General features: G+C 68.7%; 21 protein-coding genes and 2 pseudogenes. 14 read left to right on the forward strand and 9 right to left on the reverse strand.

Translation table 11 applies throughout. The features are described 5' to 3' along the window. Window positions 1–173 precede the first annotated feature (173 nt). The 3 genes from ACFO60_RS33090 (at window position 174) to ACFO60_RS33100 (ending at window position 1,202) form a co-directional block, all read left to right on the forward strand. Window positions 174–515 (forward strand): hypothetical protein, encoded by a 342-nt coding sequence (locus ACFO60_RS33090; protein ID WP_380848546.1) that lies wholly within the window; start codon window positions 174–176, stop codon window positions 513–515. Continuing rightward, entirely contained in the window at window positions 516–671 is a 156-nt protein-coding gene (locus ACFO60_RS33095) for a hypothetical protein (RefSeq protein ID WP_380848549.1), read from the forward strand. It begins immediately after the preceding gene. Between the two features lie 90 nt (window positions 672–761). Further along, entirely contained in the window at window positions 762–1,202 is a 441-nt protein-coding gene (locus ACFO60_RS33100) for a hypothetical protein (protein ID WP_380848552.1), read from the forward strand. A gap of 1,104 nt (window positions 1,203–2,306) precedes the next feature. Here ACFO60_RS33100 and ACFO60_RS33105 read toward each other — a convergent pair. Then, window positions 2,307–7,214, reverse strand: a complete 4,908-nt coding sequence (locus ACFO60_RS33105) for a LamG-like jellyroll fold domain-containing protein (RefSeq protein ID WP_380848555.1) — start codon at window positions 7,212–7,214, stop codon at window positions 2,307–2,309. Window positions 7,215–7,660: 446 nt separating this feature from the next. On the opposite strand from ACFO60_RS33105, the gene ACFO60_RS33110 reads away from it, so the two are divergent. Together ACFO60_RS33110 and ACFO60_RS33115 are read left to right on the forward strand one after the other, a co-directional pair. Then, window positions 7,661–7,801, forward strand: coding sequence for a hypothetical protein (locus tag ACFO60_RS33110; RefSeq protein ID WP_380848557.1), 141 nt, complete (start codon window positions 7,661–7,663; stop codon window positions 7,799–7,801). A gap of 42 nt (window positions 7,802–7,843) precedes the next feature. Further along, window positions 7,844–7,996: a hypothetical protein gene (locus ACFO60_RS33115; protein ID WP_380848560.1), complete on the forward strand. Its 153-nt coding sequence runs from the start codon at window positions 7,844–7,846 to the stop codon at window positions 7,994–7,996. A 385-nt stretch (window positions 7,997–8,381) separates the two neighbouring features. On the opposite strand, the gene ACFO60_RS33120 is transcribed toward ACFO60_RS33115, so the two are convergent. After that, entirely contained in the window at window positions 8,382–9,134 is a 753-nt protein-coding gene (locus tag ACFO60_RS33120; RefSeq protein WP_380848563.1) for a GntR family transcriptional regulator, read from the reverse strand. Between the two features lie 101 nt (window positions 9,135–9,235). Between ACFO60_RS33120 and ACFO60_RS33125 the strand changes: the two genes are divergently transcribed. Beyond that, on the forward strand, window positions 9,236–9,616 hold the full coding sequence (locus ACFO60_RS33125; RefSeq protein ID WP_380848566.1) for an ATP-binding protein: 381 nt from the start codon (window positions 9,236–9,238) through the stop codon (window positions 9,614–9,616). Continuing rightward, window positions 9,609–10,475 (forward strand): ATP-binding protein, encoded by an 867-nt coding sequence (locus ACFO60_RS33130; protein ID WP_380848569.1) that lies wholly within the window; start codon window positions 9,609–9,611, stop codon window positions 10,473–10,475. The genes ACFO60_RS33125 and ACFO60_RS33130 overlap by 8 nt, the downstream gene beginning before the upstream one ends. 51 nt (window positions 10,476–10,526) lie before the next feature. Here ACFO60_RS33130 and ACFO60_RS33135 read toward each other — a convergent pair whose 3' ends face one another. Then, on the reverse strand, window positions 10,527–11,048 hold the full coding sequence (locus ACFO60_RS33135; RefSeq protein ID WP_380848572.1) for an AAA family ATPase: 522 nt from the start codon (window positions 11,046–11,048) through the stop codon (window positions 10,527–10,529). Between the two features lie 566 nt (window positions 11,049–11,614). Here ACFO60_RS33135 and ACFO60_RS33140 point away from each other — a divergent pair. Both ACFO60_RS33140 and ACFO60_RS33145 read left to right on the forward strand, forming a co-directional pair. Then, on the forward strand, window positions 11,615–11,998 hold the full coding sequence (locus ACFO60_RS33140) for a type II toxin-antitoxin system RelE/ParE family toxin (protein ID WP_380848575.1): 384 nt from the start codon (window positions 11,615–11,617) through the stop codon (window positions 11,996–11,998). Further along, complete coding sequence (locus ACFO60_RS33145) at window positions 11,995–12,333, forward strand: XRE family transcriptional regulator (RefSeq protein ID WP_380848579.1); 339 nt, start codon at window positions 11,995–11,997, stop codon at window positions 12,331–12,333. Before ACFO60_RS33140 ends, ACFO60_RS33145 begins: the two co-directional genes overlap by 4 nt. Before the next feature lie 39 nt (window positions 12,334–12,372). On the opposite strand, the gene ACFO60_RS33150 is transcribed toward ACFO60_RS33145, so the two are convergent. Beyond that, entirely contained in the window at window positions 12,373–13,149 is a 777-nt protein-coding gene (locus ACFO60_RS33150; RefSeq protein WP_380848582.1) for a DUF72 domain-containing protein, read from the reverse strand. Between the two features lie 187 nt (window positions 13,150–13,336). On the opposite strand from ACFO60_RS33150, the gene ACFO60_RS33155 reads away from it, so the two are divergent. Beyond that, a complete protein-coding gene (locus tag ACFO60_RS33155; protein WP_380848585.1) occupies window positions 13,337–14,731 on the forward strand; it encodes an SWIM zinc finger family protein in 1,395 nt (464 codons plus the stop codon). Beyond that, window positions 14,728–17,790, forward strand: a complete 3,063-nt coding sequence (locus tag ACFO60_RS33160; RefSeq protein ID WP_380848588.1) for a DUF7824 domain-containing protein — start codon at window positions 14,728–14,730, stop codon at window positions 17,788–17,790. The genes ACFO60_RS33155 and ACFO60_RS33160 overlap by 4 nt, the downstream gene beginning before the upstream one ends. A gap of 244 nt (window positions 17,791–18,034) precedes the next feature. Here the strand turns inward: ACFO60_RS33160 and ACFO60_RS33165 are convergent, their stop codons facing one another. The 5 genes and pseudogenes from ACFO60_RS33165 to ACFO60_RS33185 all read right to left on the reverse strand — a co-directional run. Beyond that, a complete protein-coding gene (locus tag ACFO60_RS33165; protein ID WP_380848591.1) occupies window positions 18,035–18,667 on the reverse strand; it encodes a PepSY domain-containing protein in 633 nt (210 codons plus the stop codon). A gap of 97 nt (window positions 18,668–18,764) precedes the next feature. Then, window positions 18,765–20,042 (reverse strand): HAMP domain-containing sensor histidine kinase, encoded by a 1,278-nt coding sequence (locus ACFO60_RS33170; RefSeq protein WP_380848594.1) that lies wholly within the window; start codon window positions 20,040–20,042, stop codon window positions 18,765–18,767. Then, the gene (locus ACFO60_RS33175; RefSeq protein WP_380848597.1) at window positions 20,039–20,728 is read right to left on the reverse strand and encodes a response regulator transcription factor; all 690 of its coding nucleotides are present in this window, start codon (window positions 20,726–20,728) and stop codon (window positions 20,039–20,041) included. Before ACFO60_RS33175 ends, ACFO60_RS33170 begins: the two co-directional genes overlap by 4 nt. 197 nt (window positions 20,729–20,925) lie before the next feature. Next, window positions 20,926–21,078, reverse strand: a pseudogene (locus ACFO60_RS33180) (ATP-binding cassette domain-containing protein); the annotation flags it as partial. A gap of 14 nt (window positions 21,079–21,092) precedes the next feature. Then, a pseudogene (locus tag ACFO60_RS33185) lies at window positions 21,093–21,413 on the reverse strand (PadR family transcriptional regulator); the annotation flags it as partial. Between the two features lie 137 nt (window positions 21,414–21,550). On the opposite strand from ACFO60_RS33185, the gene ACFO60_RS33190 reads away from it, so the two are divergent. The 3 genes from ACFO60_RS33190 to ACFO60_RS33200 form a co-directional block, all read left to right on the forward strand. Continuing rightward, window positions 21,551–21,997: a hypothetical protein gene (locus ACFO60_RS33190; RefSeq protein WP_380848600.1), complete on the forward strand. Its 447-nt coding sequence runs from the start codon at window positions 21,551–21,553 to the stop codon at window positions 21,995–21,997. A 256-nt stretch (window positions 21,998–22,253) separates the two neighbouring features. Continuing rightward, window positions 22,254–22,535, forward strand: coding sequence for an SWIM zinc finger family protein (locus tag ACFO60_RS33195; protein ID WP_380848603.1), 282 nt, complete (start codon window positions 22,254–22,256; stop codon window positions 22,533–22,535). Continuing rightward, the coding region (locus ACFO60_RS33200; RefSeq protein WP_380848606.1) for a hypothetical protein at window positions 22,532–23,015 on the forward strand (484 nt) is incomplete at its 3' end. The genes ACFO60_RS33195 and ACFO60_RS33200, both read left to right, overlap by 4 nt.

Genomic DNA, 23,015 nt, shown 5'->3' on the forward strand with positions numbered 1-23,015 from the left:
GGAGGGCTTCATCCTCGACGCGGCTGCGTAACTGCATCAGGTGCGACACCTACTACAAGCTGGTTAAACAACAACCCCGACGAGCGGGAGGTCGACCCCGCGAAGGCGAATCCGCCGACGGCAAGTCCAGGGCGTCGAGCGCGGCCGCACAGCCCGAGTATCGGATTCTCGTCGTGGCCGAGAAGTACCAGACCGGCTTCGGCCAGCCGCTGCTGACGACGACGTACGTCAACACGAAGCTCACCGGCATCAACGCCGCGCAGACCCTCTCCCGGCTCCACCGCACCGCCGACCGCAAGTCGCAGAGTGACCTGGCTGTCCTGGATTTCGCCAACGAGGTGGAAAAAAGCCAGGACGCCTTCCGGCCGTACTTCGAGCAGGCAACCACCTTCCCCACCGATCCGGACCTCCTCTACACAGGGCAGACGAAAGTGATGTCGGCGGCGATCCTGGTCGAGGCGGAGATGGACGCCTTCGCCCCGGACTACCTGGCGGCCGATGACCAGGCGAAATGAGTGAAGCTGCATGCCGAGCTCTACCGGCACCTCGCGCCCGGGTGCGAGCGGTTCTCCGCGCTGCTGCACAGCGAGGACGAGGAGGAGCGCGAGACGGCGGACAGGTTCCGTGCGGACTTGGACGACTATGTCCGCAATAATGCCTTCCTCGCGTAGGTCGTCCCTTACAGCGGAGCATCTCTACCTTTAAGGCCGGCACCTGCTCGCCCGCCTGGAGCGGTGCGGACGGCAGCGTGGACATCGGCGATGCCGACCTCGCCCGCCTGTGGATCGAGAAGACTGGGAATACGACGTCAGCCTGTCCTCAGAGGCTTCGGCGACGGAGCCTGTGGTGGCAGAGAGCCGGAGAAGTCGCTGCTGTCGGAGCTGGTGGAGAAGTTTAACGAGCGGTTCGGCACCTCGCTCACCGAGCAGGACATCTTCAAGCCCCTCGAGGAGGCGATGAAAGAGCCGAAGGTCCAGCTCGCCGCCGTGGCGAACGTCGATGAGGAGAACTTCGGCCACGTCTTCTACGAGGTCTTCGAGGACAAGATGATGGAGCACCTCGACACGAATGGCGGACCGCGGCAGCAAAATACTTCGTCCCGGACCAGGGTTTCCGCAGCTCCCTCAACATTGGTGCGGTTAGCCGCAGCGTTCCGCTCTTGTGCGGTGATCTTCCCGAGGGTCAGTTCACGAGGCGAATAGACTGGTGCTAATAGGTGTCAGCGCTGGAGCCCGGAGATCCGGCAGTGGTTTTGGCGGTGAGCGGGTCGCGGAGCATCTATCAAGGACATCGGTCCCCACGTGGGCAGGGCCTCATATCCGTGATCCACATCCCCGAGACGTTGCGATGTTTCTGCAGCTTTCGAACAAAGGCGGGCGATCCGCCGTCAACGACGGTTCCATAAATCAATCCGGCTGCTGCGGCTTGACGCAACTCCGCCACCGAAAGGCCGAATCCGCTTAAGGTCACGTCGTCACTAGGTCGCAATTGAGACACCCAACTTCTAAATTGGGCGAGAGAAGAATAGCTAGCGCAGTTTCGCGGCGTTGCTGATTTGAAGCAGCCTGATTCGCCGGACCAGTAGATGGGGTTGCCTGTACGCCTTGCGCCCGATAGGAAAATAGATGCCGAGGATCCGGATGAGGTGAATAGATTTAAGTCTCGTTCTTGTACTGGTTTCCTAAGTTGTATCAGTACGGTCGTTCTTACTCCCGATCCGACGCTCTTTAGGGCCTGATCGCTCCCGTCTCCATTTTTCCCTATTCCGAACTCTCCGATGGCCAGGGAGAGTCTATTCTCGGGCATCTGATTGATCTCTTGTACATGGCCCGACTTGTCTAGTCTGACAGCATAAGGAACGCGCGCTGAGGAAAATGCCCCATGGGAAGTGGGAAAGAAGACGGATATGGGGTGAAACTCGTATCCGTCTCTGCTCTCATCGAGCCTACTTCCAGTCGCGGCTAAGCGGTCTGCAGGGTTTGTCACCACAACAGCCAGCTTGACTACAGTCTCAAGATGATCCTGCTCCATATGCTCATTCGTTACGCCAATAAGGTCCGTGACGGGCGGGTTTCCGCTGCAACTGGTAGTGGCAATGATCGTAGCAGCCAGAAGATGCATTAGTCGACCGGTTCGCATATTCATCTCCTGTCGTTGCTCTGTGATATCCGTGTCAGTTCGTCTTTGCGGTATCGACATGTCTCAATGCCCGCTGTGCCCGGTGGCGATCGGCGGACATGGTAAATCGTGCGGGTGGTCAGTCGCGAGCCGAAGGGATCGTCCTTCGGCTCGCGACCTCTGGAAATTTAGCGTTCCATCCAAGAGGAGCTTGCAGCAACTATCTTAGCAGTTTTTATGCCTTTCTGCTTAGCCCAGTTGAAGGTTCCGAAGGTGCGCTGTTGATATCGCGATATGGAGCATGTGTTTCCAGTGCTCATCCAGCACGTTGCTATCAGTGCGTCCTTGGGCCCCCAAAAGGAGGATCTGAAGGCGATCTTATCGTTGGAGCCACCTTTATCGCCGATAAGGCTGTACTGCCCTGGACAGTCTTTCGATGCTGTTTGGGTGAAGGTCAAGCCGCCGCCGACCTCGCCGCCCTTTGGGAGGCCTACGTTCCCCTGAACTCCGAGTTGATAGGTTGTAGTCGTCACTTTGAAGCAAGCTGTGCTATTTATGTCGACGCCCGAGTTGTTTAGAACGTAAGCATTCACCTTCTTTGCGCTTGCGCCCTTCGGCTTCCGAAACGAAGAATCGGTGTATAGGGTGGCCACTGCGCCGAATTTACTGATGTTCCATGTTGTGTCGTCATATGGAAAACAGGCATCCCATTTTGACTGGCCTACAACCTCGAACAGCAGCCCTTTCGCAGGCCGGGTTTCCTCCTTGCTGTGCGCGCCGCTCCAACTCTTGACGTTGCTGCGACAGGATTCACCTACCATAGCTGTCGCCGATGATGATGCTGCAACCACATCATCATCCGGTGAACGCAGTTTCTGTGCGATGAAGGACTCGCCATCGGTTTCGAAGGAGTCGGTCGAATCCTCCTCGACGTCACTAGTGACCTGAATAACAGTGATATTGCCGCAGCGATCGAATATAAAGATGGAGATGGTGGATTCGCTTGGCTCCACCTGTCCAGGTGTCTGCGAGGTGGCATTGCCCCCCGTCCTGACGGCAGCCCCAGCCATGGCAGAAGCTTCTTCATTCCACGTGCGATTGATGTCGGCGGCCACGCGCACCGTACCGTCGGACATGGCTTGGATTACTGTGTCGCTGACCTGCACCTGTGAATTTGTGCGTGTAATACCCGCCCGCGTCATCGAAGCGCGTTTCTGAATCAGAGCCGCGTTCGCGAGCGATAGTTTGGCGGTACTCGGTGCGTCAGGGGCCACCCCGGGAGCATCCCAGATGGTGGTGGCGCGATTTTCCAGGACGGCGTCCTGGGCTTGATAGTAGGCCTTGATGCGGTCGATGTAGGCTTGACCGCCTGCATCAGTTGCCGCCGTGACGGTGTGTGGGGCGGTCGGGAGTTCGAGGAGGCACGTAGTGCCGCCCTTTATGGGTGGCGGGGGGACGGCCTTTGTAGTGGCCGTAGCGGCTTCCCAACCGCTTACCCCGAAGGCAGTCTTGGCACGCACCTTCACTGTGTAGGTGACATCGTTGACCAGGCCTGAAATGGCTGCGTACGGCTCCTTGGCCTCCAGCGTCTTGACGATGGCGCCACTGTTGTCGGTGACCTCGATGTCGTAACCATCCAGCATTGCCACGCTGCCGTTGGAGTCCGGAAGACCCCAACTGGCCAGGGCGCTGGCGTCCCCACCCGAGACGGTCAGGTTGAGCACCTTGCTTGGCGGCCCAGCAGGCAGGTAGGTGAGTGCCAGGGATGGCTGCTCAGCCGCAGACGCGTCGGCGAAGGTGACGACTTCGTCCTTATTAGACGTGAGCATCAGCCACTGGTACTCGCTGCCGGCGATGTCGGCTTGGGGGGTGTTCAGCGGCAGGGAGTATGCGCTGGTGTTTGAGTCGGCGTCGGCGACCAAGTCCGAACCCTTGGTTTCGCTTGTAACGGGGCTCTTCAGCGGTGTAGCGGTGATGGTGGCGTCTGCCGGACAGGGACCTGCCGGGCAGATGGGTGTACCGAGTTTGAGAACGGCTTCCGACACGCCTGCGCCGTCGGGCAGTTCGTCCAGACTAAAGCCGATCAGCGTTGTCGCCTTTTCGACGCCCATCCCTCCGATCTGCATTGTGGCCGCGTCGGCCACGGCGCAGGGCCCGCCGCTGCAGGCAGTCGGGTCGGTCTTGGCGGTCTTGATGACGAAGCTACTCCTGCCCAAGGCCAAGTGCCGGACGTCCTCAACAGGATCGGGCGGTGGCGTGCCAGGAATGGTGAATGACACCGAGGAGGTCTTGGATGTGCAGACCTCATCGGCGATGGTCTGCCCCTGGGCGCAGGCTTGCATCTGCCACCGGTAGGCAGTTCCTGGCTGGACGGTGTTGATCGGGATTTGGAAGGAGGCGCGCTCGCCGCCGTTGACGGCGCGCTCGCCGAGTGGTGCCGCGCCCACCGGGGCGCCGCTGCTGTCGTACAGGTAGTACCTGGCGGTCATGGGGCCGCCAGAAGGCCGGTTGACCATGCCGGACAGGACGGGCTGGACAGGGTCGGCCATACCTGTCTTGGTGTCGGCTGGCAGCATTGGCGCATCGGAGGTGATGCGGTAGGCCGGGCTTTCGTTGCAAGAGGGCTGGGTGATGCCGCTGCGGCAGGCCTTCACCACGAATTTGAGGCTGGCGGGATTGTCAAGTGAGAAGGTCTGTTGGATAACCTGCCCGGAGGGTTTGGCGTTGTAGCTGGTGGCGGCTACCTCGCCGTACAGGTCCTTGATCTCTTTGGTGGTGAGGGCGCGCTGGTATACGCGCATGTCGTCGACCGCGCCCTGCAGGTGGAAACTGCCGGACTTGTAGTTGCCGATGCGGAACGGCCCTGCGGTCACGCTCCCTGTAGGGGTGTAGTCGGCTTCACCGGAGAGCGCACCGTCGAGGTAGAGACGGATCTTGGCCGCCGCGGCGTCGTACATGGCGACCAGATGCGTCCAGGTGTCGGCCTTGGTGACCTTGGCAGAGTCGACCCAGACGCCGTAGCCGTTGCTACCACCCGTGCCGGAGATCTGCAGCCGCCACTTCTGGTAACTACTGCCGAGGTAGTAGATATCCAGTCCGAACGGATTGCCGTCCTGGCTGGCGACGGTCTGGATTGCTTCGCTGTCGGTGAGGCGGACCCACGTGCTCAAGGTGAAACTGGAGTTCTGGTTCAGGACCGGCCTGCTGGTCACTGCGTAGGCATCCGGTAAGCAGCAGCCACCGCTGCCGGTCATGTCGTTCAGTTGCAGTGCGCCGCCGAGTTTGCCGGTGGTGGCGGTTCTCCTGGTGCCGGTGTAGGTCGCGGTGTAACCGTTCGGCCCGGAGTCGGCTGCGGCTGCGGCGCTGGAGGGTTCGTCGAATTTCCAGTGCGCCACATGCCCCGTGGGGAAAGCAGGTGGGGGCAGCATGGTGGAGTCGTTGACGGTGACGGTGTAGTTCAGATTCGTGCCCTCCGGGACACTGGACTTGAACCCCACTTTCACGCTCTGGCTACGGGCGATGGCGTCGTTGCCGGTGAGGGAGTCGATGGATTCGGCGGTCACCGTGGGGATCTCGGGCGGCAGGAAGTAGGAGACCGTCAGCTTGGGCGGGGTGCCGCCGGTGCGGTCGGCCGAGTGGAAGTACACCCACCAGCCCGATCCCTGGGGAGGATCGGAATCGCCCTTGCCCGACAGTCGTATGCCTTGATCGGGGTAACCACTCGCCCAGGCTTGGGCCATCGCGGTGACGTCCCACGTGAAGGTATGTGGAATCCAGTTGCCGTTGGCATCGATTCCCGACGTGCTCGGGCAGAACTGGATGGAGGACCCGAAACTCGTTACCGATGGCTGGCTGCTCCAGCTCACGCCGGTGGCTGGCCAGCCGGAGGTGACCCGTTTGGCCTCGATACCGCCGGGCCCGTACCAACGGCAGCCCACCAACTGCTCGGCGTACACGTCCAGGCGGGCGCTGCCGACCGACCTGCCTGTGAGCGGTCCGGTGTCGAACTTCAGTAGAGAGTGACTGTAGGTGAGACTTCCGTTGGAGACTGTGCGCTCGATGCTGGTCATCAGCTGCGGCGAGGCCGGCGAGGTGTCGTAGGTGGCCTGGTTGCTCACGATCAGGTCGCTCTGCAGGGCGAGCGTCGTGGTGGGGTCCACCGTGACGGGATAGCGGGTGGCGGGATCGTTCAGAAACGCCGGGTCGGGCTTGAGGACCAGCGTCTGCCGCCCCTTGTCCTCGGCTATCCGCGTGTCGATCTTCCCGGTCCGCGGGGCGATCGCCTGGCGGTTGGCAGCCTCGGCCGGGTTCGGACCGGCATCGACGGCCACAGGCTCGGCGGCGGATGCCACCTGCTTCCCCTTGGCATCGGTGAGTTGCAGACCGCCCTTCTTGGCCTCAGCGAAGGCGAGGCCGTCGGTGTCGACGGGAATGCGGAATTCCACTGGCCCTGTCGGCCGCGTCCGCAGCACTACGTCATGACGGAAGCCGGTCGGCAGGGCGGTCACGACGAGGTCCGCACCCGGATACCCGGCCGCGTCGGCGTAAGTCGCGACGTTGCCATTGATCGTCGGCTTCGGCAGGGCCCTCGGCCAGGTGAGGGAGAACCGCTGCCCATTGCCGCGTTCCATGGACGCCAACGGACGATCCTGACCGCCTGCCGAGAACTCCAGATCGGCCTTGGCCAGCTTGGGCTTGAGCACCCCACCCTGTTCGACCAGGGTTGTGTCGATGAAGGCCCACGAGCCGTCGGCCCGCCTCAGCTGAGTGGGCCCGGCATAGGACTGCGTGGTCAGATGCCCGTCCGGGTAGGCCCAATGGCGCGCGGTCTCGGTGAATGCCTCGGTCACCTCGACCGGCCGGCCCTGCTTCCTGGCCTCCTCGATCGCGGCGCGGAACACCGCGTCCGGATCCTTCGGTTTCGGGAACTGGGTAATCGTGGGCACCGTAGAGGCGGGAGTCGGGTCCGGGTCGGCCATGGCTGGGGACGTGGTTCCGGCCACGAGCAGCGATGCTGCCACCGTGAGCACCGTTGCGATCGCGAGCTGTCTGGGCTGTTTCCCGCCTAATGTTGATGTTTTGACTAACTTGTCCACTAACGCTCTCAATCGCTTGTGAGTTATGTAGCGGACAATCTTTATCTTCGATGAATATCTCGCAGCAATATGAGATTGTTCATAACAAATTATGAGTAACAATCTGGAGCTCCGAAACGATACCTATGCCCGATCTGTCCCTCGATGTCGGGCAGTGGGGGTCGAAGGTGTCATTACGTGCTTGGGTGCGAGGTGTGCTGTGGCTTGTGACACGTAGTGCCCGACAATTACCTCCAGCTTGATCGGCGGTTATGGTCCAGCCCGTATATATCGCCTGGTCGGCCGCGAGGGCGGGTGTGGTGGGCAGGCGCCCCTGGCCGGCGGATGGCAGCAGAGATCACACTGGTTGCCCAAGCTGGATCACGATGTGGGACGACCGGTAGAACGGTGAGATCACGGAAGATCGCGGGCCGTACGAGCTCGTCGAGGAGCTTGACGCCGGAGCGATGGGCCAGGTCTGGCGGGGCGCGACGCGATGCTCGACCGCGAGGTCGCGAGGTCGCGAGGTCGCGATCAAGCTGATCCGCCCGGAGCTCGTCGCCTACCCTGAGCATGCCGAGGTGCTGACCAAGCGGTTCCGCCGGTAGGCCAGGGTCACGGCCCGCATCGGCCATCACGGCGTCCCATAGGTGTACGACGCGGTTCTGGAGCGTTCGGTCGCGCACCTGTACCTGGTGATGGAGTTGGTGCACGGCACGCCGCTCACCAGCTTTATCTCCCCGGACGAGCCGCTGCCCTTCTCCTGGGTGGCGTCCGTGGTGGTCCGCTCAACGCGGTGCTGAAACGGCGTCCGACGCCCGGGGGCCGACAACCGGCGGGTGTTGCGGCTCCGGCAGCGGCGGGCGGCGATTCTGGTGATCGGGGGCGACTTTCGGCGCGCCCTGCCCGAGTTCGACAGGCTCGCGGCTGCCTACGCCCGCGTGGCGGGGCCGAACGACACGGAGACCCTGGACTGCCGGCGGCAGGCGGCCTACTGCCGTGCGGAACTCGGGCAGGGGGTGGCGGCTCTTGAGGAGTTCCGCGAGGTGCTGGCACGCCTGCGGGCCGAGAAGGGCGATGGAGACGACACCGTGCTGGACCTGCGCCGCGACATCGGGTACCTGCTCGCCGCTGAAGGGCACACCGAGGACGCCATCGCCGTCCTCCAACCTCTCCACGACTGTGCGTTCATTGTTTGTCCCAGATCGAGGTGCCGTACACGACCTGGTGCCGGTCGACGGGGATCACGATGTCGGCGGTTTCGACCGGGCGCGCGTCCGCGTAGTAGGTGCGCTCGATGGTGAGCACGATCGCTCCCGGTGCTATGTCGAGCGTTGCGGCTTCATCGGCGAGCACCTGGCGAGCCGAGACCACCTCGGCCGCGTGCGTGATGTCCACCCCTATCTGCCGCATGCGTTCTACCACTCCACGGCCGGCGTGGGGGCCGTCCTCAGGCAGCACGATCGGTGTACCGCGGGTCAACGCCAGTGGCTCCCAGCTGCTGCTGAGCTGTACGGGTTCGCCGTCACCGCGGAACACATACCTGGTGAACATCACATCGGGGTCGTCGTCCTGCAGTGCGGGTATGGCCAGGCGCTCACGCACATCGGCCGGCGCGCGAGAAGTACGACTCTCGTAGTCCCACGACCCGATCTGCGCGTAGTCGGTCATCGACTGGGCGAACGGACTGCCGCCGATGGCGTTCCGGTGCCAGTTGCGGACGAGTCGGCGCCGCTGTGGCCGTGCGCGGACGTAGGTTCCCGATCCTGGCCGTGCGACCGCCAAACCTTCGGTGACCAGCAGGCCCAAGGCGTCGGACGCCGTGTTGCGCGCCACTCCGTACACCTTGACGATCTCGGGCGACGAAGGCAGGCGGTCCCCTTCGGCGAGTTCGCCGGAAAGGATGCGAGCCCGTAGTTCGTCGGCGATGCGTACGTACACAGGCCGATCGGTTTCGTGATCCACCCGAATAGCTTGACGGGTTGCCTAGGCAGGTTGCAAGCTGTGCATGAAGCCAATAAACCTGACTAGGAAGCCTGGCGATGCTCATGATCGAGTCGTTCCAGCAGTCATTGCCGGGTGGACCGGCGGCTGTTGACGCCGCGTGCGCCTGGATGAGCGCCATCGTCGGCAGTGTCGAGCCCGGCCAGGCGGAACTCGCTGTACGGATCACGAGAGAACTGATGGCCGGCGCCATACGGCACACCCCTGCAACGGAGGAGCTGCACCTTTGTGTCATTCCCTTGGCGACGAATCTCGTCATCGAGATTCGTGACCCGGGCGCTCCAGCCGCTGATGGCACCGCGCGTACCTCATGGGCAGACCTCTCCCTGGAAGTCGCCGAGTTCGGCAGTAAGCAGATCGCCGGCCAAGGTCACATCGCCTGGGTTCTTCTTCCCCCGAGACGGGGTTCGCATGACTGATCGCGATATGAGGACGGGACAGCGCGGCCGGCATCGGCGGGGCGGGATCGCGATTCGCGTTCGCCCGGGGGACTGGGATCTGGCCGAGCGGGTCGCCGCGCGGCAGTTGGACCAGATGGAGCCCGCCTGGGCCGTCTGGTACGGGCTCGGTGGGCGTCGCTTCTACGCCGCCGCCGTCTGGCCGGCGTCCGAGCCCTTGATCGTTCAGGCCGGTACCGCCGACGAGTTGCTCGACCGCATGCGGGAGGCCGAGGTCGGCGACCTGATGCGTGAGGCCGAGCGACGCGAACGTGTGCTCCAAGCCGAGCGGTCGGCATGGGCGCGTGCTCCCCGGCCAGCAAGAGAGCGGCCGGTGCCGCGTCCACCCCTGTCCATGCCGCATCCACCCCGAGGAGCGACCATGCCCGAGATGCCGGACGGCGCGCGTACCGTCTGCTGGGATCTGCCCTGCGACCTGTCGATGATCGGCAAGACCCGGAGCATGGTGAAGGAGGTTCTCACCTCATGGGCGCTCCAGAACTACGCCGACGACGTGGTCCTGGTGGTCGGTGAATTGCTGGCGAACGCGCTGACGTACGGGAAGCCGCCGGTCAGCCTCGCCCTGTCCGCCGAGAGGGGCAACCTGCGCGTGCGGGTCACCGACCACGCCGCCGAACAGCCTCGCCACCTGCACCTTGGCATCGAGGCCGTCCACGGCCGCGGTCTGACCATCGTCGAGGCCCTGGCCCACGAGTGCGGCGTCACCCCGCTCTCCGGCCCCTTGGGCATCTGCGGCAAGACCGTCTGGGCCCGCTGGCGCCTGTCGCCGGCGGACGAGGGTCCCGGTGAGAACGATCCGGTCGCTTCGCCGTCGAGCTGACCGGGACACAGCAGGTGGCGTTCGTGTGACCGTCCGCCGAAGCGGCGGACCTCAACTTTTGACGGCCTCTGCGATCTGGAGGGCGACCTGGACGGGTGTGAGGTGCGTGGTGTCGACGACCTCGGCCTCGTCGTGTAGCCACGTGCGGGCCGCCTCGGCGTAGGGCTCAAGGTACTGGAGACGGAAGGGGGAGGGGCCGAGAAGAGTGTCCCCCTCGATGCGCGCGCGGAGGGTGTCCTGGTCGGCGTGGAGGACGAAGTGCCGTACCGGAATGCCATGGTGGGCGAGGCCCGTGCTGATCTCGCGCCAGTACTGCTCGACCAGGACGGTCATGGGCATCACCAGAGTGCCGCCGGTGTAGTCGAGCACGCGGCGGGCGGTCTCGACGACGAGTGGCCGCCAGGGCGGCCAGTGCTGGAAGTTGTCCGTCGCGGGCAGCCCCGGCGTGATGTCCATGAGTGTCTCGCCGACCTTCTCGGCGTCGAACACCCGTGAATCCGGGATCAGTCGCCGCACGAGTGCGCTGGTCGTCGTCTTGCCCGCGCCGTGGGTGCCGTTGAGCCATACGATCACGGACCCGATGCTAGTGGCCGACCTATTTTCCAAGGGATGTGGGAGCGGGACGGCCCGACACCCCCTCCGGCCGCTGCGCGGAGCCAATGCCGGCCCCCTGCTCCACAGCTGGCGACGTTGTCGGTGGCTGTCCGACCGCGCGCTCGGGTGACCGGCCACGCCGCTGATCGGCCTCGCCACGGCCGGCGCGTCGCGCGCCGGTGGGTTCGTCCCGGAGTCCTTCGGACCGATGCCCACCTCGGAGGAGGTCACCGGCAGACCGGCCCCGGACGTTCTCCGGCTGGGCCCGCGACCATGCCTGCGACTTCGCCGGAGACCTGCCCCGCGATGCCGGACGGTGAACCGCGGCCCATCCGGCCATCGCGTTCTGCCGGACGAAGGGAGTCGATCCCGCTCACGGGAGGGGGCCCTGTGTCCTGGGTCCGGTGCGGGCATCGGCGCGAGGCGATCCTGAAGTTCGGCGTGCCGGCGGACGAGTTGTCCTTCACTACTTCATTGTGCCGGCGACGTGCTTCTTCAGTCGCAAGGGCGCCTTCTTGCAGTCAACTTAATGCCAGGGTTAATCTATGGATGGGGCTGAATGGGAGGTCGTCCTGGTCGCCGAGGTCGCCGACTGGTACGACCAGTTGTGTGTAGCTGACTGGGACAGCGCCGAGCAGGTCGAGGACGCTATCGACATGCTGTCAAGGGTCGGGCCAACTCTTGGCCGACCACTGGTCGACCGCATCAAAGGGGCGGGAAACCATCACCTGAAGGAGTTGCGGCCTGGTTCGTCGAAGGGGAGTGAGATCCGCATCCTGTTCTCGTTCGATCCGATTCGCCGGGCAGTGCTCCTGGTCGCAGGAGACAAGGCCGGCAACTGGGACCGTTGGTATGACGTGAACCTACCGCTCGCGGAGAAGCGCTACGACGCACATGTGGCCGAGTTGGCTGACAGGGAGTACGAATGAGCGCGGTGAACTGGGACGAGGTGAAGCAGCGGGCGCAGGAGCGGCGCCGGGCTTCGGCACTACCGTTGCGGTCCGACTCCGAGAAGGAGGCCGCGATGGAAAAGCTCGCGGCGGAAGTCCGAGCGTACAAGCTCGCGGAGATCAGACGTGAGCAAGACCTGACCCAACGCGACGTCGCCGTCACCATGGGAGTCTCCGGTCCACGAGTCTCGGCCATCGAGCACGGAGAGGTGGATCGTGTCGAGGTGGCGACCTTGCGGTCCTATGTCGAGGCTCTCGGCGGACGCCTCCGTGTGGTCGCGGACTTCGGTGACGTCGAGTACACGGTCGCGTAGCTGATGTGATCACAGCGGCCCCCGGTGCGGCGGCGCGGCTCAGGAGGGGGCCGGCTTGGGGAGGTTCGAGGGGGTGGGGGTCACGGGGTGGCCTTCGGCGTGGGCGAGGGCGGCGAAGCGGACGGCGTCGCGGACGGCGGCGCCGTTCGGGTCGTTGTTGAAGTACACGTAGACGTCATGGTCGTCCGGCCACGCGTCGGTGAGCCGGTGCAGCCATGAACGCAGCGACGTCTCGCCGTATGCGGGCCAGGGGCGGGCGCGGCCCTGGTGCAGCCGGACGTACCCCCAGCCGGCGGTGCGCCACAGCGGGGTGACCGGCCGGCCGAGGACGTCCGCCCAGCACAGGGTGGCGCCGTGGGCGGTCAGCACGTCGCGGACCTCGTCGCTCCACCAGGAGGGATGCCGGGGTTCGACGGCCACCCGCACATGGCGGGGGAAGCGGGCCAGGCACGCGTCGAGCCGCTCGGGTTCGGCCCGCAGCGTCGGCGGGAGCTGGAGCAGGATCGGCCCGAGCTTGGGGCCGAGCCCTTCGGCGGCGTCCATCAGCCGCCGGACCGGCTCCTCGGGCTCCTTCAGCCGCTTGACGTGGGTGAGGAACCGGCTGGCCTTGACCGCCATCACGAACCCGCCAGGGGTGCGTTCGCGCCAGCCCTCGAACGTCTCGCGTGACGGGAGCCGGTAGAAGGCGTTGTTGTTCTCCACCGTGCCGAAGCAGCCGGCGTACCGTTCGAGCCACACCCGCTGCGGCAGCCCCTCCGGGTACAGCACGTCGCGCCAGTGCCTGTACTGCCACCCCGAGGTGCCCACCAGCAGCATCAGAGCCTCCGCCTCACGCCTTCGCTTCCCGCCTCTCGTCCTTCCCCGCCCGCCCGTGCCCATGTGACCTCGAAGCCCCTCGCGGGCCCGTGCGCGGCGGAGGGCGCAGGGGCCGAGGAAGCGGTTTTCCACAAGGGCTTGGCCGGCCGGCCGGGCTTTGTCGGTGGGGATCCTTATGGTGCTCGCCATGACGAACGCAGTGCAGGCGTACTCCTACTCCGGGCCCTCCGCACTGGTGGGTGACCGGCTGGGGCTCTCGACCTCCGGCGGGCGCACCGCCACCGGCCTGACGGGCCGTCCCCGGTTCTTCAGCGGTGTGGTCACGCGGGCGGCTCCGGCGGCCGCGGCGCTCCTCTCCCTGGCCGATGTGGCGCTGGCCCGCTACCACCAGCCCCGCGCGGGCGGGGGCGGCTGGTCGCGCGACCCGGTGATCACCTGTGACGGCGAGCGGCTGCGCCTAGAGTCGTTCTCCGCGTGCGGCGGGGTGTACGCCCGGCTCGACCTGCTCGGAGAGGCCCTCGACGGCGAGGTGTTCGACCGCGGCACCACCAACATCGACGTCAACAACCCGCTCCGCGAGGCGCTGGCCCGCGTCGGCGCGCGCGACCCGCTGCACCTCGGGGTCGGCGCCGACGAGGTGGCCGTCACCACCATGGACGGCGCCGTCCTTGAGAAGAAGGTGCCGCTGCCCGAGCGGTGGCTGCGCGGCTTCGCCGAGGTGCAGGTGATCGCCTCGGGGTTCGACCTGCGCGCCGAGGCGGCCGGCATGGCCGCCGTCCGCTTCCTGCGGAGCCTGCCCAAGAAGGCCTCGGCGAACGTGTGGGTGGTCCCCTCCGGCCGCGACCTGAGAGTGGCCGCCGCCTCGGCGCCGGGCGCGGTGTGCCTGTCCGGCGTCGGGCGCCTGGCCACGCTGCACCCGCTGCTGCGCTTCGCCACGCGACTGCGCGTGTACGGCCCCCCGGTCCGCGACCTGGCGGCCTCCAGCGCGTGGGAGCTGGAGCTGCCGGGCATGCGTTACACCCTGGTGCTGTCGCCGCAGGCCTGGCGCGGCTTCTCCGGCGAGGGCGCCGTGCTGGACGACCTGTCCGGCGACGACGCTCAGGCGGACGCCGACGTCGTCGGCATGCTGCTCAACTTCGAGCCCGCCGTCGAGATCGGCCTGCTGGCCGCCCGGTCGGGGCTGCCTGTGGCCCGCGTGCGGGCCGCGCTCACCCAGCTCGGCACGGCCGGGCGCGTGGGGTACGACCTGGCGGAGGCGGGGCACTTCCACCGCGAGCTGCCCTACGACCGCGAGCACGTCGAGACCTTGAACCCTCGCCTGGCCTCCGCCCGCGCCCTGGTGGCCGCCGGCGCCGTGCGGCCCGGCGCGCCCGGGCGGGCGAGGGTGACCACCACCGGAGGCGTCTACGACGTCGAGACCGAGACGGGCTCGTGCACCTGCCCGTGGTGGTTGGACCATCGTGGGTCGCGAGGCCCGTGCAAACACGTCCTCGCCGCCCGCATCGCCACCCGCTCCACCCCCGCCACGGTGGGTGCCACCGACGGTGCGCGTGACGCCGCGGCCGAGGAGGCCGCGCTGTGACCGCCTGGGACGACGTCCGCGGTCTCATCGACGCCGGAGACGCCGTAAGGCTCGCCGACCGCCTCACCGGCTTGACCGCCGGCGAGCGCAAGGCCGTCTCCGGCGAGCTGCGCGAGTACATCCCCGTCATCCGCGCCCGTGCGCGGGCCTTACGTGAGGAGCGCTGGGAAGAAGAGAGCCGCCTGCACGAAGCCTGGTCGGGCCGGGGCAGGCGCGTTCTTCGGAGAGAGCCGTGGGAGGACTGGCCCGACCTCATGCGGCTGGCCGGCGCGGGCACGATCAGCGCCGTCACTGCGGTGGCCGCGTGGGTGACCCGGCGCGACCTTTTGACCACGCGACGGTCGCGCCGCCCCGCGTTCGGCGATCCGGGGCCGATCGTCCAGGTGCTCGCGCACCGCCCCGCCGAATGGCAGGCCGAGCTGGCCGTCCGGCTCGCGGCGAAGGTACGCGGCCCCCGTGACACGGGGGCGCCGCTGGCGCTGGCGATGCTGCGGCACACCGGCGCCGAGCCGCCGCCGAACGACGCCCTGGTCGTGGCCTGGGTGGCGGCGGGCGTGGGCTCCAGCCCCGCCTGGCAGCCGCCGGGTACGGCGCGTCCTGAGGGGGTGCGGCCGGGCGATGACACCGGGGAGCCGTGGGAGGAGGAGTTCGCGGATCCACTGCTGCCGGTGCTGCTCCCGCGCCTGTTCGAGGCCGAGGGCGTCGGCAGGGCGCTGCGCGACGAACGGCTCGACCCGATCTCCCCGTGGCTGCGCACCATCCGCGACGTGGTGGAAAGCGGCGCGGTGGCCCGTGAGCCGCTGCTCGACGGGTGCGTCCGCCGCCTCCTGCGCGGCGGCGCGGCACCCGACCTGCGTTTCTTCGCCCGCGTGCACGAACTGCTCGCTCCCTCCGCGGCCGAGGTCGAGGCACGGCGCCGCGACTACCTGTCGATGCTGCCCGCCGCCCCCGGCCCGGTCGCCGAAGTCGCCCTGCGCCACCTGCGCGGCCTCCCCGAGCACGAACTGGAAGACGTCGCGGAGGCGATCGGAGGCCTGCTGTTCCGCGCCGAGGTCGGGCTGGTCAAGGCCGGCATGACGTGGTTCGACCACACCGTGCGGCACGACCCGGCCCGGGCCGACGGCCTTGCGCCCGCGCTCGCCACGGCCTTCCACCACGAGTCCTACGACGTCCAGGGGCGGGCCGCCCAGCTCGCGCTCAAGCACGCCGGCCGCTTCGGCCCGCTCGGGGGCGAGCACATCAGGGACGCCATCCCCGCCCTGCCGCCCGAGCTGGGCCGGCGGGTGGCCGAGGTGTTCGGGGGCGAGGCGGTCGACACGCGGACCGAGCCGCCGTTCGTCCCTCGGCCGCTTCCCGAGCCGCCGCCGGTCATGCCGTTTCCCGCGACCCCGGCCGCTCCCGCCGAGATGGAGGCGCTCGGCTGGACGCAGTGGCAGTGGCAGCCGGCCGAACGCTGGCTGGCCGGGTTCGTCCACCTGACGCACCATGACAGGCTCGGCCTGCGTGCCGCGCTCCAGGCAGCCTACGGTACGGCCTACTCCGACGTTTTCGCGATGCGCGTCTGGACCGCCACCGACTTCTGGCGCGCGGCGATGGCCATGGAGTTGATCACCCCTGGGGCGGACCCGGGCGTCCCGGCCGATCCCGGCCACGGACCGTGGCCGTCCGGCTGGACCGCGGGCTTCACTGAGGGCGTTCTCGTCACGGTGACGCCCGGTGGCGCCCTGGCGGACGTCGAGTACGGCGGCCTTGCCGGGCAGGAGGAGGCGGTCTGGGCCGAGGGGGACGCGCAGGCCCATGATGGCCACGACCCGGACGTATTCGGGAGGCGCTACACGGACTACGCCGCCGGCCTTCCGGCCTCCTGGGTGGGCGGTGCCGCACCGTCCGGTGGTGACGCGAAGATCGGCGGTCTCGGGCCGAACGGGCGGTGGGCGGCGGTTCCCGAGCCTCCGCGCGACCGGCTGCCCGCCCCGGGGGAGGTCTCCCTGCCGCACATGTTCGTGCTGCGCAGGTTCGCCGAGGTCCTGAACGCGCTCAAGGAGGGGACGCTGCCGCCGGTGCTGCTCGCCACCCCCACCTCCTCCACTGGCGCGTTGTCCCCCGGCGTCCTGGTCTCGCGGCTGGAGGAGTGCGAGGCGGCCGGCGTCGAACCGCTGCCCGCCGACCTGCAGCAGGCCCTGCTCCGCCTGCCCCGTGGCGTGCACGCCGAGGCGGCGGCCAGGGTGGCGCGGCTGACCTCCGAGGCGGCCCGCACGGCGGCACGCTGGATGTCCGGCGGCGGCCTGCCCGATCCGCGGGCCGGTGTCCGCTGGGGCTACGTCGAGGGTGCGTGCGAGCACTACTTCGACGAGCGGCCGGACGGGCGCGTCGGGCAGATCCGGCTGACGCCGCTGCTGAAGGCCGGGCCGACCGGGCTGGCGCTCATCGACGAGCTGCTCGCCGAGCCGGTCAAATGGACGCGGAACGAGCACGGCGGCTGCATGGAGTGGTGGCCGGGGGTGCTGCCCTCGCACCGAGAGGTGGTGGCCGTCAACCTGTTGCCCCATCTCCTCTATCAGTGGAACCGGCCGGGGGTCTCCGCGTCGCACGCCGCGATGCTGGCCGCGGCCGACGGCCCGGCGGGTGAGGCGACCGCGCTCGTGCTCGCGTACTTCCTGGCGCAGAAGCGGTCCGACGCGGGCGTCTCGGTCCTGCTCACGATGGCCGCCCGCGGAGATCTGCCCGCGAGGGAGCTGGGAGACCAGCTGCAACGGCTGATTCGGTGGATGCGGCACGCACCGCAGCACATCGTTAACGCGCTCCAGGACGCCGCCGACCAGGGCGCGCATGAGGAGGTCTGGCAGGTGCTGCGCGCCATGCTCCCCGGCCTGTTACCCGGGCCGGAGGAGCGGCCGCGCAGCGGCCTGGCCGCGGCGGTGCGGCTCGCCGTCACGGTGGCGGAACGGGCTCAGGTCCGGGACGATTTCCCGGAAGTCGCCGAACTCGCCGCCCGCAAGAGCACCAGCCTGCTCACCCGCCAGGCCCGGCGCCTCCACGACCACCTGACCCGCCCCTGACGACCGGTCCTCTCCAGGGACGAGCCGTGTGATCGCCGGCTGATGACCGGTCCTCTTGCAAGGACGAGCCTCGTGGTCATCGGCTGACGACCCGTACTCTCCAGGGACGAGCCGTGTGATCATCGGCGGCGCCGGCCGTCGTCCACCGCGACCCGCCGCCTCGCATCATGACGGCCGCGGTGGACGGCACGCTGAACGTTCGCGACTTCGGAGCACGGTGCTCCTTCCGGCCGCACATCGGCCGTCAGTCGGTGTCGGTGTCGGTGTCGTTGGCGTCGTCGGTGTCATCGGTGTCGGTGTCGCCGGTCTGGTTGGTCACCACGGCGCCGGAGGAGGCGTCGACGGTGATCTCGTGCTCGGCGCCGTCGGTGCCGGTGATGTCGAAGTCCCACACCTGCTTGCCGTGTTCGTCGTCCAGTTCGGCCGAGGTGACCTTGCCGCCCGGCACCTTGGCCAGGGCCGTCTTCTCGGCCTGGTCACGGGCCACGGCCGGCGCGGACGTGGCGGTGGAGCCGCCGTCCTCCAGGCCGGTGTCGTCGGTGTCGGTGTCGTTGGCGTCGTTGGCGTCGCCGGCCTTATTGGTCACCACGGCGCCGGAGGAGGCGTCGACGGTGATCTCGTGCTCGACGCCGTCGGTGCCGGTGATGTCGAAGTCCCACACCTGCTTGCCGTGTTCGTCGTCCAGTTCGGCCGAGGTGACCTTGCCGCCCGGCACCTTGGCCAGGGCCGTCTTCTCGGCCTGGTCACGGGGGACCGCGGGCGCCGAGGTGGCGGACGAGGGGGAGCCGGTGGGCTCCTGCTGGGCGGCGAGGGCCACCCCGCCGGCGGTGAGCGTGGCCGCCGCGGCCAGACCAGCGATGATCACAGACTTGCGCATCCGAACCTCCGGTGCGATCGACTTTTTCTGATCTCGAACGCTTACGAGGTTGCCGTAGCGAGGGATAGCGCGGCGTCTGCGGAACACTAACGCGAGGTTAACGCGGCGGGGGGCCGAGGGTGAGGGTGACGGCGGCGCCGCCCTCCGGCGCCGGCCCCAAGGTCATGGTCCCCCCGGAGCGTCGAGCGGCCCGGCGGACGATGTCCAGCCCGAGGCCGGTCGACCCCCCGCTGCTGACCCCGCGTCCCGACGGGTCGCGGAGCCCGAACCCGGGGCCCTCGTCGGCGACCTCCAGCAAGGCGCCGCCCTCCGGCCGGGGGTGCAGCCGGACGGTGAAGGCCGTCCCTTCCGGCGTGTGGGCGAAGACGTTCTCCAGCAGGGCGTCGACGCAGACGGCCAGTGCCTCCTCAGGCAGCCCGACGCGAAGCGGAGGCTCGGCCACGTCGCGGCCCACCCGGCGTTCCTGCTCGCGCGCCAGCATGGACCAGTGCTCCAGGCGCTCGGCGACCACCTCGGCGGCGTCACACGAGCCCGACGCCTCATGCCGGGAACGGCGGGCCTCCTCGATGACCCGCGTGACCATGCGCTCGACCTCTTCCACCGCCGCGGCCACCCGGGTGGCCTGCTCGCCGGCGGGCAGCCCTTCGACCTCGACCCGCAGCACGGTGAGCGGCGTGCGGAGCTGGTGCGACAGGTCGGCCACGGCCTCGCGCTCTTGTGCCAGGAGTTCGCGGATCCGTCCGGCGAGGTGGTTCAGCGCGGCCGTGACGTCGCGGATCTCCGAAGGTCCCTCGGCCGCGGCCCTCGCCGTCAGGTCTCCGGCGGCCAGGCGGTGGGAGACCCCGGCGAGGCCGGCGATCGGGCGGATCAGCGAGCGGGCCAGCCGGTCGGCCACGCCCAGGCTGATCAGCAGCAGCCCGAGCCCGAGCAGCCCGAGGATCACCCAGGCGCGGGTCACGCCGCGCGTCAGCTCGGCGTCGGGGACGAAGGCGCGGACGACGGCCGCGCCACCGGGGCGTCCCTGGACCGCGACGACGATCTCGCGGCCTCCGGTGGCCTCGGCGGTGAGGCTGCGGCCGGTGAAGGCGAGCCGCACGGCCTCGGACGGGGCGGCCGGCGCGCCGAGGACCGCGCCGCCGGGCAGGAAGACGGTCACCGGTGAGCCGTCGCCGCTGTTGGCCTGGTCCACGGCCAGCGCCAGGCCCTCCTCGCCGCCGGCCGACACCACCGGCACGAGCGACTGCGCTCGCACCAGCGCGTCGGCGGTGGCCCTGTCGGCGGCCAGTTGCAGGGCCAGCAGCGCGAGCGGCACCAGGAAGGCGACCAACGCCAGGGAGACGGTGGAGGCCACCAGCGAGAGCAGGTGCCGCCTCACCGCTCCGGTTCCACGATCTTGATGCCGACGCCGCGTACCACCCGCAGGTACCGCGGGTCCTGTGCCGACTCGCCGAGCTTGTTGCGCAGCCACGACAGGTGGACGTCCACCGTCTTGTCCGCGCCGCCGTAGGGGACCCGCCACACCTCGGTGAGCAGCTCACGCTTGCTGACCACCTCGCCGGGACGGGCGGCCAGGTAGCACAGCAGGTCGAACTCCTTCGGCCGCAGGTCCAGCACCCGGCCGTCCACGCTCGCCTCGCGGCCGCGCGGGTCGACGCGCAGGGCGCCGACGGTGAGCGGCCGGCCGCCATCCTCCTCGTCGCCCCGCAGACGGCGCAGCACCGCGCGGATGCGCGCGTCGAGCTGGACCGCGCCGAACGGCTTGACGAGGTAGTCGTCGGCTCCCGCGTCCAGGACCCTGGCGATCTCGTGCTCGTCGTCACGCGCCGTGGCCACGATGAGCGGGACCGGGCTCACCGCGCGGAGCATGCGCACGACCTCGTAGCCGTCGACGTCGGGCAGGCCGAGGTCGAGGATCACCAGGTCGGGGCGTTCGTCGACGGCCTTCCGCAGGCCGGACATCCCCGAGTCGGCCGAGCTCATGGCATGGCCGCGCTCGGTGAGCGCGCGCATGAGCGCGGATCGCACCGCGACGTCGTCCTCGATCAGCAGCAATTGCGCCACGATCACACGCTACAGCCGCCGGCGACGTCGTCCCGCTCCCCGCGCGCCCCCGGTGGCGATCGCGTCCCGCGAACCGCCGGGAGCCCCGCGGCGCGAACCGGCGGGCTTCCTGCCGGTCCGCCTGACCGCGAGCGTCACCGGTTCGCGGCGGCGGTCACTCGGCACGCAGGCCGTCCGGCCGGGTGAGGCGCCACAGCCACGATCCCGGCCAGGCAGTGCAACAGCGTCGACTTTCCGGACCCGGACGGTCCCATGATCGCCACCACCTCCCCGGCGCGCACCGCCAGCGAGGCCCCTTCCAGCGCCGGCGTCGGCCCGTACGACTTGTGCAGGTCCGCCGCGACCAGCAGCGGCGAGCCGGTCGCGAGCGCACCCGCGCTGCCAGCTCGTCCAGCCGCGCCGTGGTCAGCTCCAGCCAGCGCAGGTCGGCCTCCAGGTGGAACAGCGCGTGATCGCAGATCAGCTGCTCGGCGAGGTCGCCTGCGGCCTTGCGCCGGGTCAGCTCGCGCATCAGCCGCAGGTGCTCGGCCCGCTGCACGTCCAGCAGGTCGGCCGCCGGCCGGTCGGTCAGCAACGCCAGCACGACCTTGGTGTACAGCGTGTTCTGCAGGTACCGCTCAGGCTTCTCCGGCGTGCCCAGCCAGCGCCCCACGTCGGTCACTCCGGCCGAAGTGACCGCGCGGCGTGCGGGGAGGGCGGGGCAGGCCCGGCGGCGCGAGCGCGGGCCCGCTCGCGGAGCGTGACCATCGGCGCCGGCTCGCCGATCTTGGCTGTAGCGGGCGGGAATCGCCGGGGCGGGCGGCGGGCTGGCAGGCTGGGAGCATGAACCGCCGACCTCAGCTCGCCGTGCTCGGGTGGATCGTCGTGGCCGGTCTGACCACCGTCATCAGCACCTGGGCGATCTCGCTGCTGGGGCAAGGGCTGTCCGAGCGCGTGGTGTCGCCGGTGAGCCGCGCCGACGTCGCCCGCGCCCTCGCCACCGCCACCGCCGCGCCCCGCCCGGCCGCGACGCCCGGCGGCACCCCGGCCGCCCGAGGCCGGGCGTTCACCGCGGACGGCGGCTCTATCGTGGCGGCCTGTGACGGTGGGCGGGCGGTTCTGCTGTCGTGGAGCCCGGCCCAGGGATACGCCGTGGACGACGTGAACGCCGGCCCCGCGGCCGCCGCCTCGCTGGAGTTCGAGTCGGACACCCGCACGGTGAAGGTGAGCGTCGCCTGCCAGGGGGACGTCCCCAAGACGACGGTCTCCCAGGAGCGGGAGCACGACTGACCCTCCGGGCCGCAGCCGGCGACTCGGCCGTCCACGGTGACGAGCCGGCCGGTCCACGGCGCTGGGATGGCACCGTACCGGCCGACAACTTCGACGTCGGTCAGGTCGACCGCGGTGAATGTCGGAGTTGCCGGTAAGTCCGCAACGCGGCGGAAGACGCGGGGCGAGGGAGGCAGGGGGCCGGGGAAAGCGGTTGTCCACAGGGGCACGGCCGGCCGTCCGGGCTTTGTCGGTGGGGATCTTTATCGTGCTCGCCATGACGAACGCAGTGCAGGCGTACTCCTACTCCGGGCCCTCCGCGCTGGTGGGTTACCGGCTGGGGCTGTCGACCTCCGGCGGACGCACCGCCACCGGAGGCGTCTACGACGTCGAGACCGGGACGGGCTCGTGCACCTGCCCGTGGTGGTTCGACCATCCTGGGTCGCGAGGCCCGTGCAAACACGTCCTCGCCGCCCGCATCGCCACCCGCTCCACCCCCGCCACGGTGGGCGTCACCGACGGTGCGCGTGACGCCGCGGCCGAGGAGGCCGCGCTGTGACGGCCTGGGACGAGGTCCGCGGTCTCATCGACGCGGGAGACGCCGGAAGGCTCGCCGACCGCCTCACCGGCTTGACCGCCGGCGAGCGCAAGGCCGTCTCCGGCGAGCTGCGCGAGTACATCCCCGTCATCTCGGCCCGTGCGCGGGCCTTGGGTGAGGAGGGCCGGGCACAAGAGAGCCTGTACGAGGAGTGGTCCGTCCGGCGGCGGGGCAGGCGCGTAGTTCAGAGAGAGCCGTGGGAGGACTGGCCCGACCTCATGCGGCTGGCCGGCGCGGGCACGATCAGCGCCGTCACTGCGGTGGCCGCGTGGGTGACCCGGCGCGACCTTTTGACCACGCGATGGTCGCCCCGTCCCGCGTTCGGCGATCCGGGGCCGATCGTCCAGGTGCTCGCGCACCGCCCCGCCGAATGGCAGGCCGAGCTGGCCGTCCGGCTCGCGGCGAAGGTACGCGGCCCCCGTGACACGGGGGCGCCGCTGG

The sequence above is a fragment of the Sphaerisporangium dianthi genome (assembly GCF_042654065.1).
GTDB lineage: Bacteria > Actinomycetota > Actinomycetes > Streptosporangiales > Streptosporangiaceae > Sphaerisporangium > Sphaerisporangium dianthi.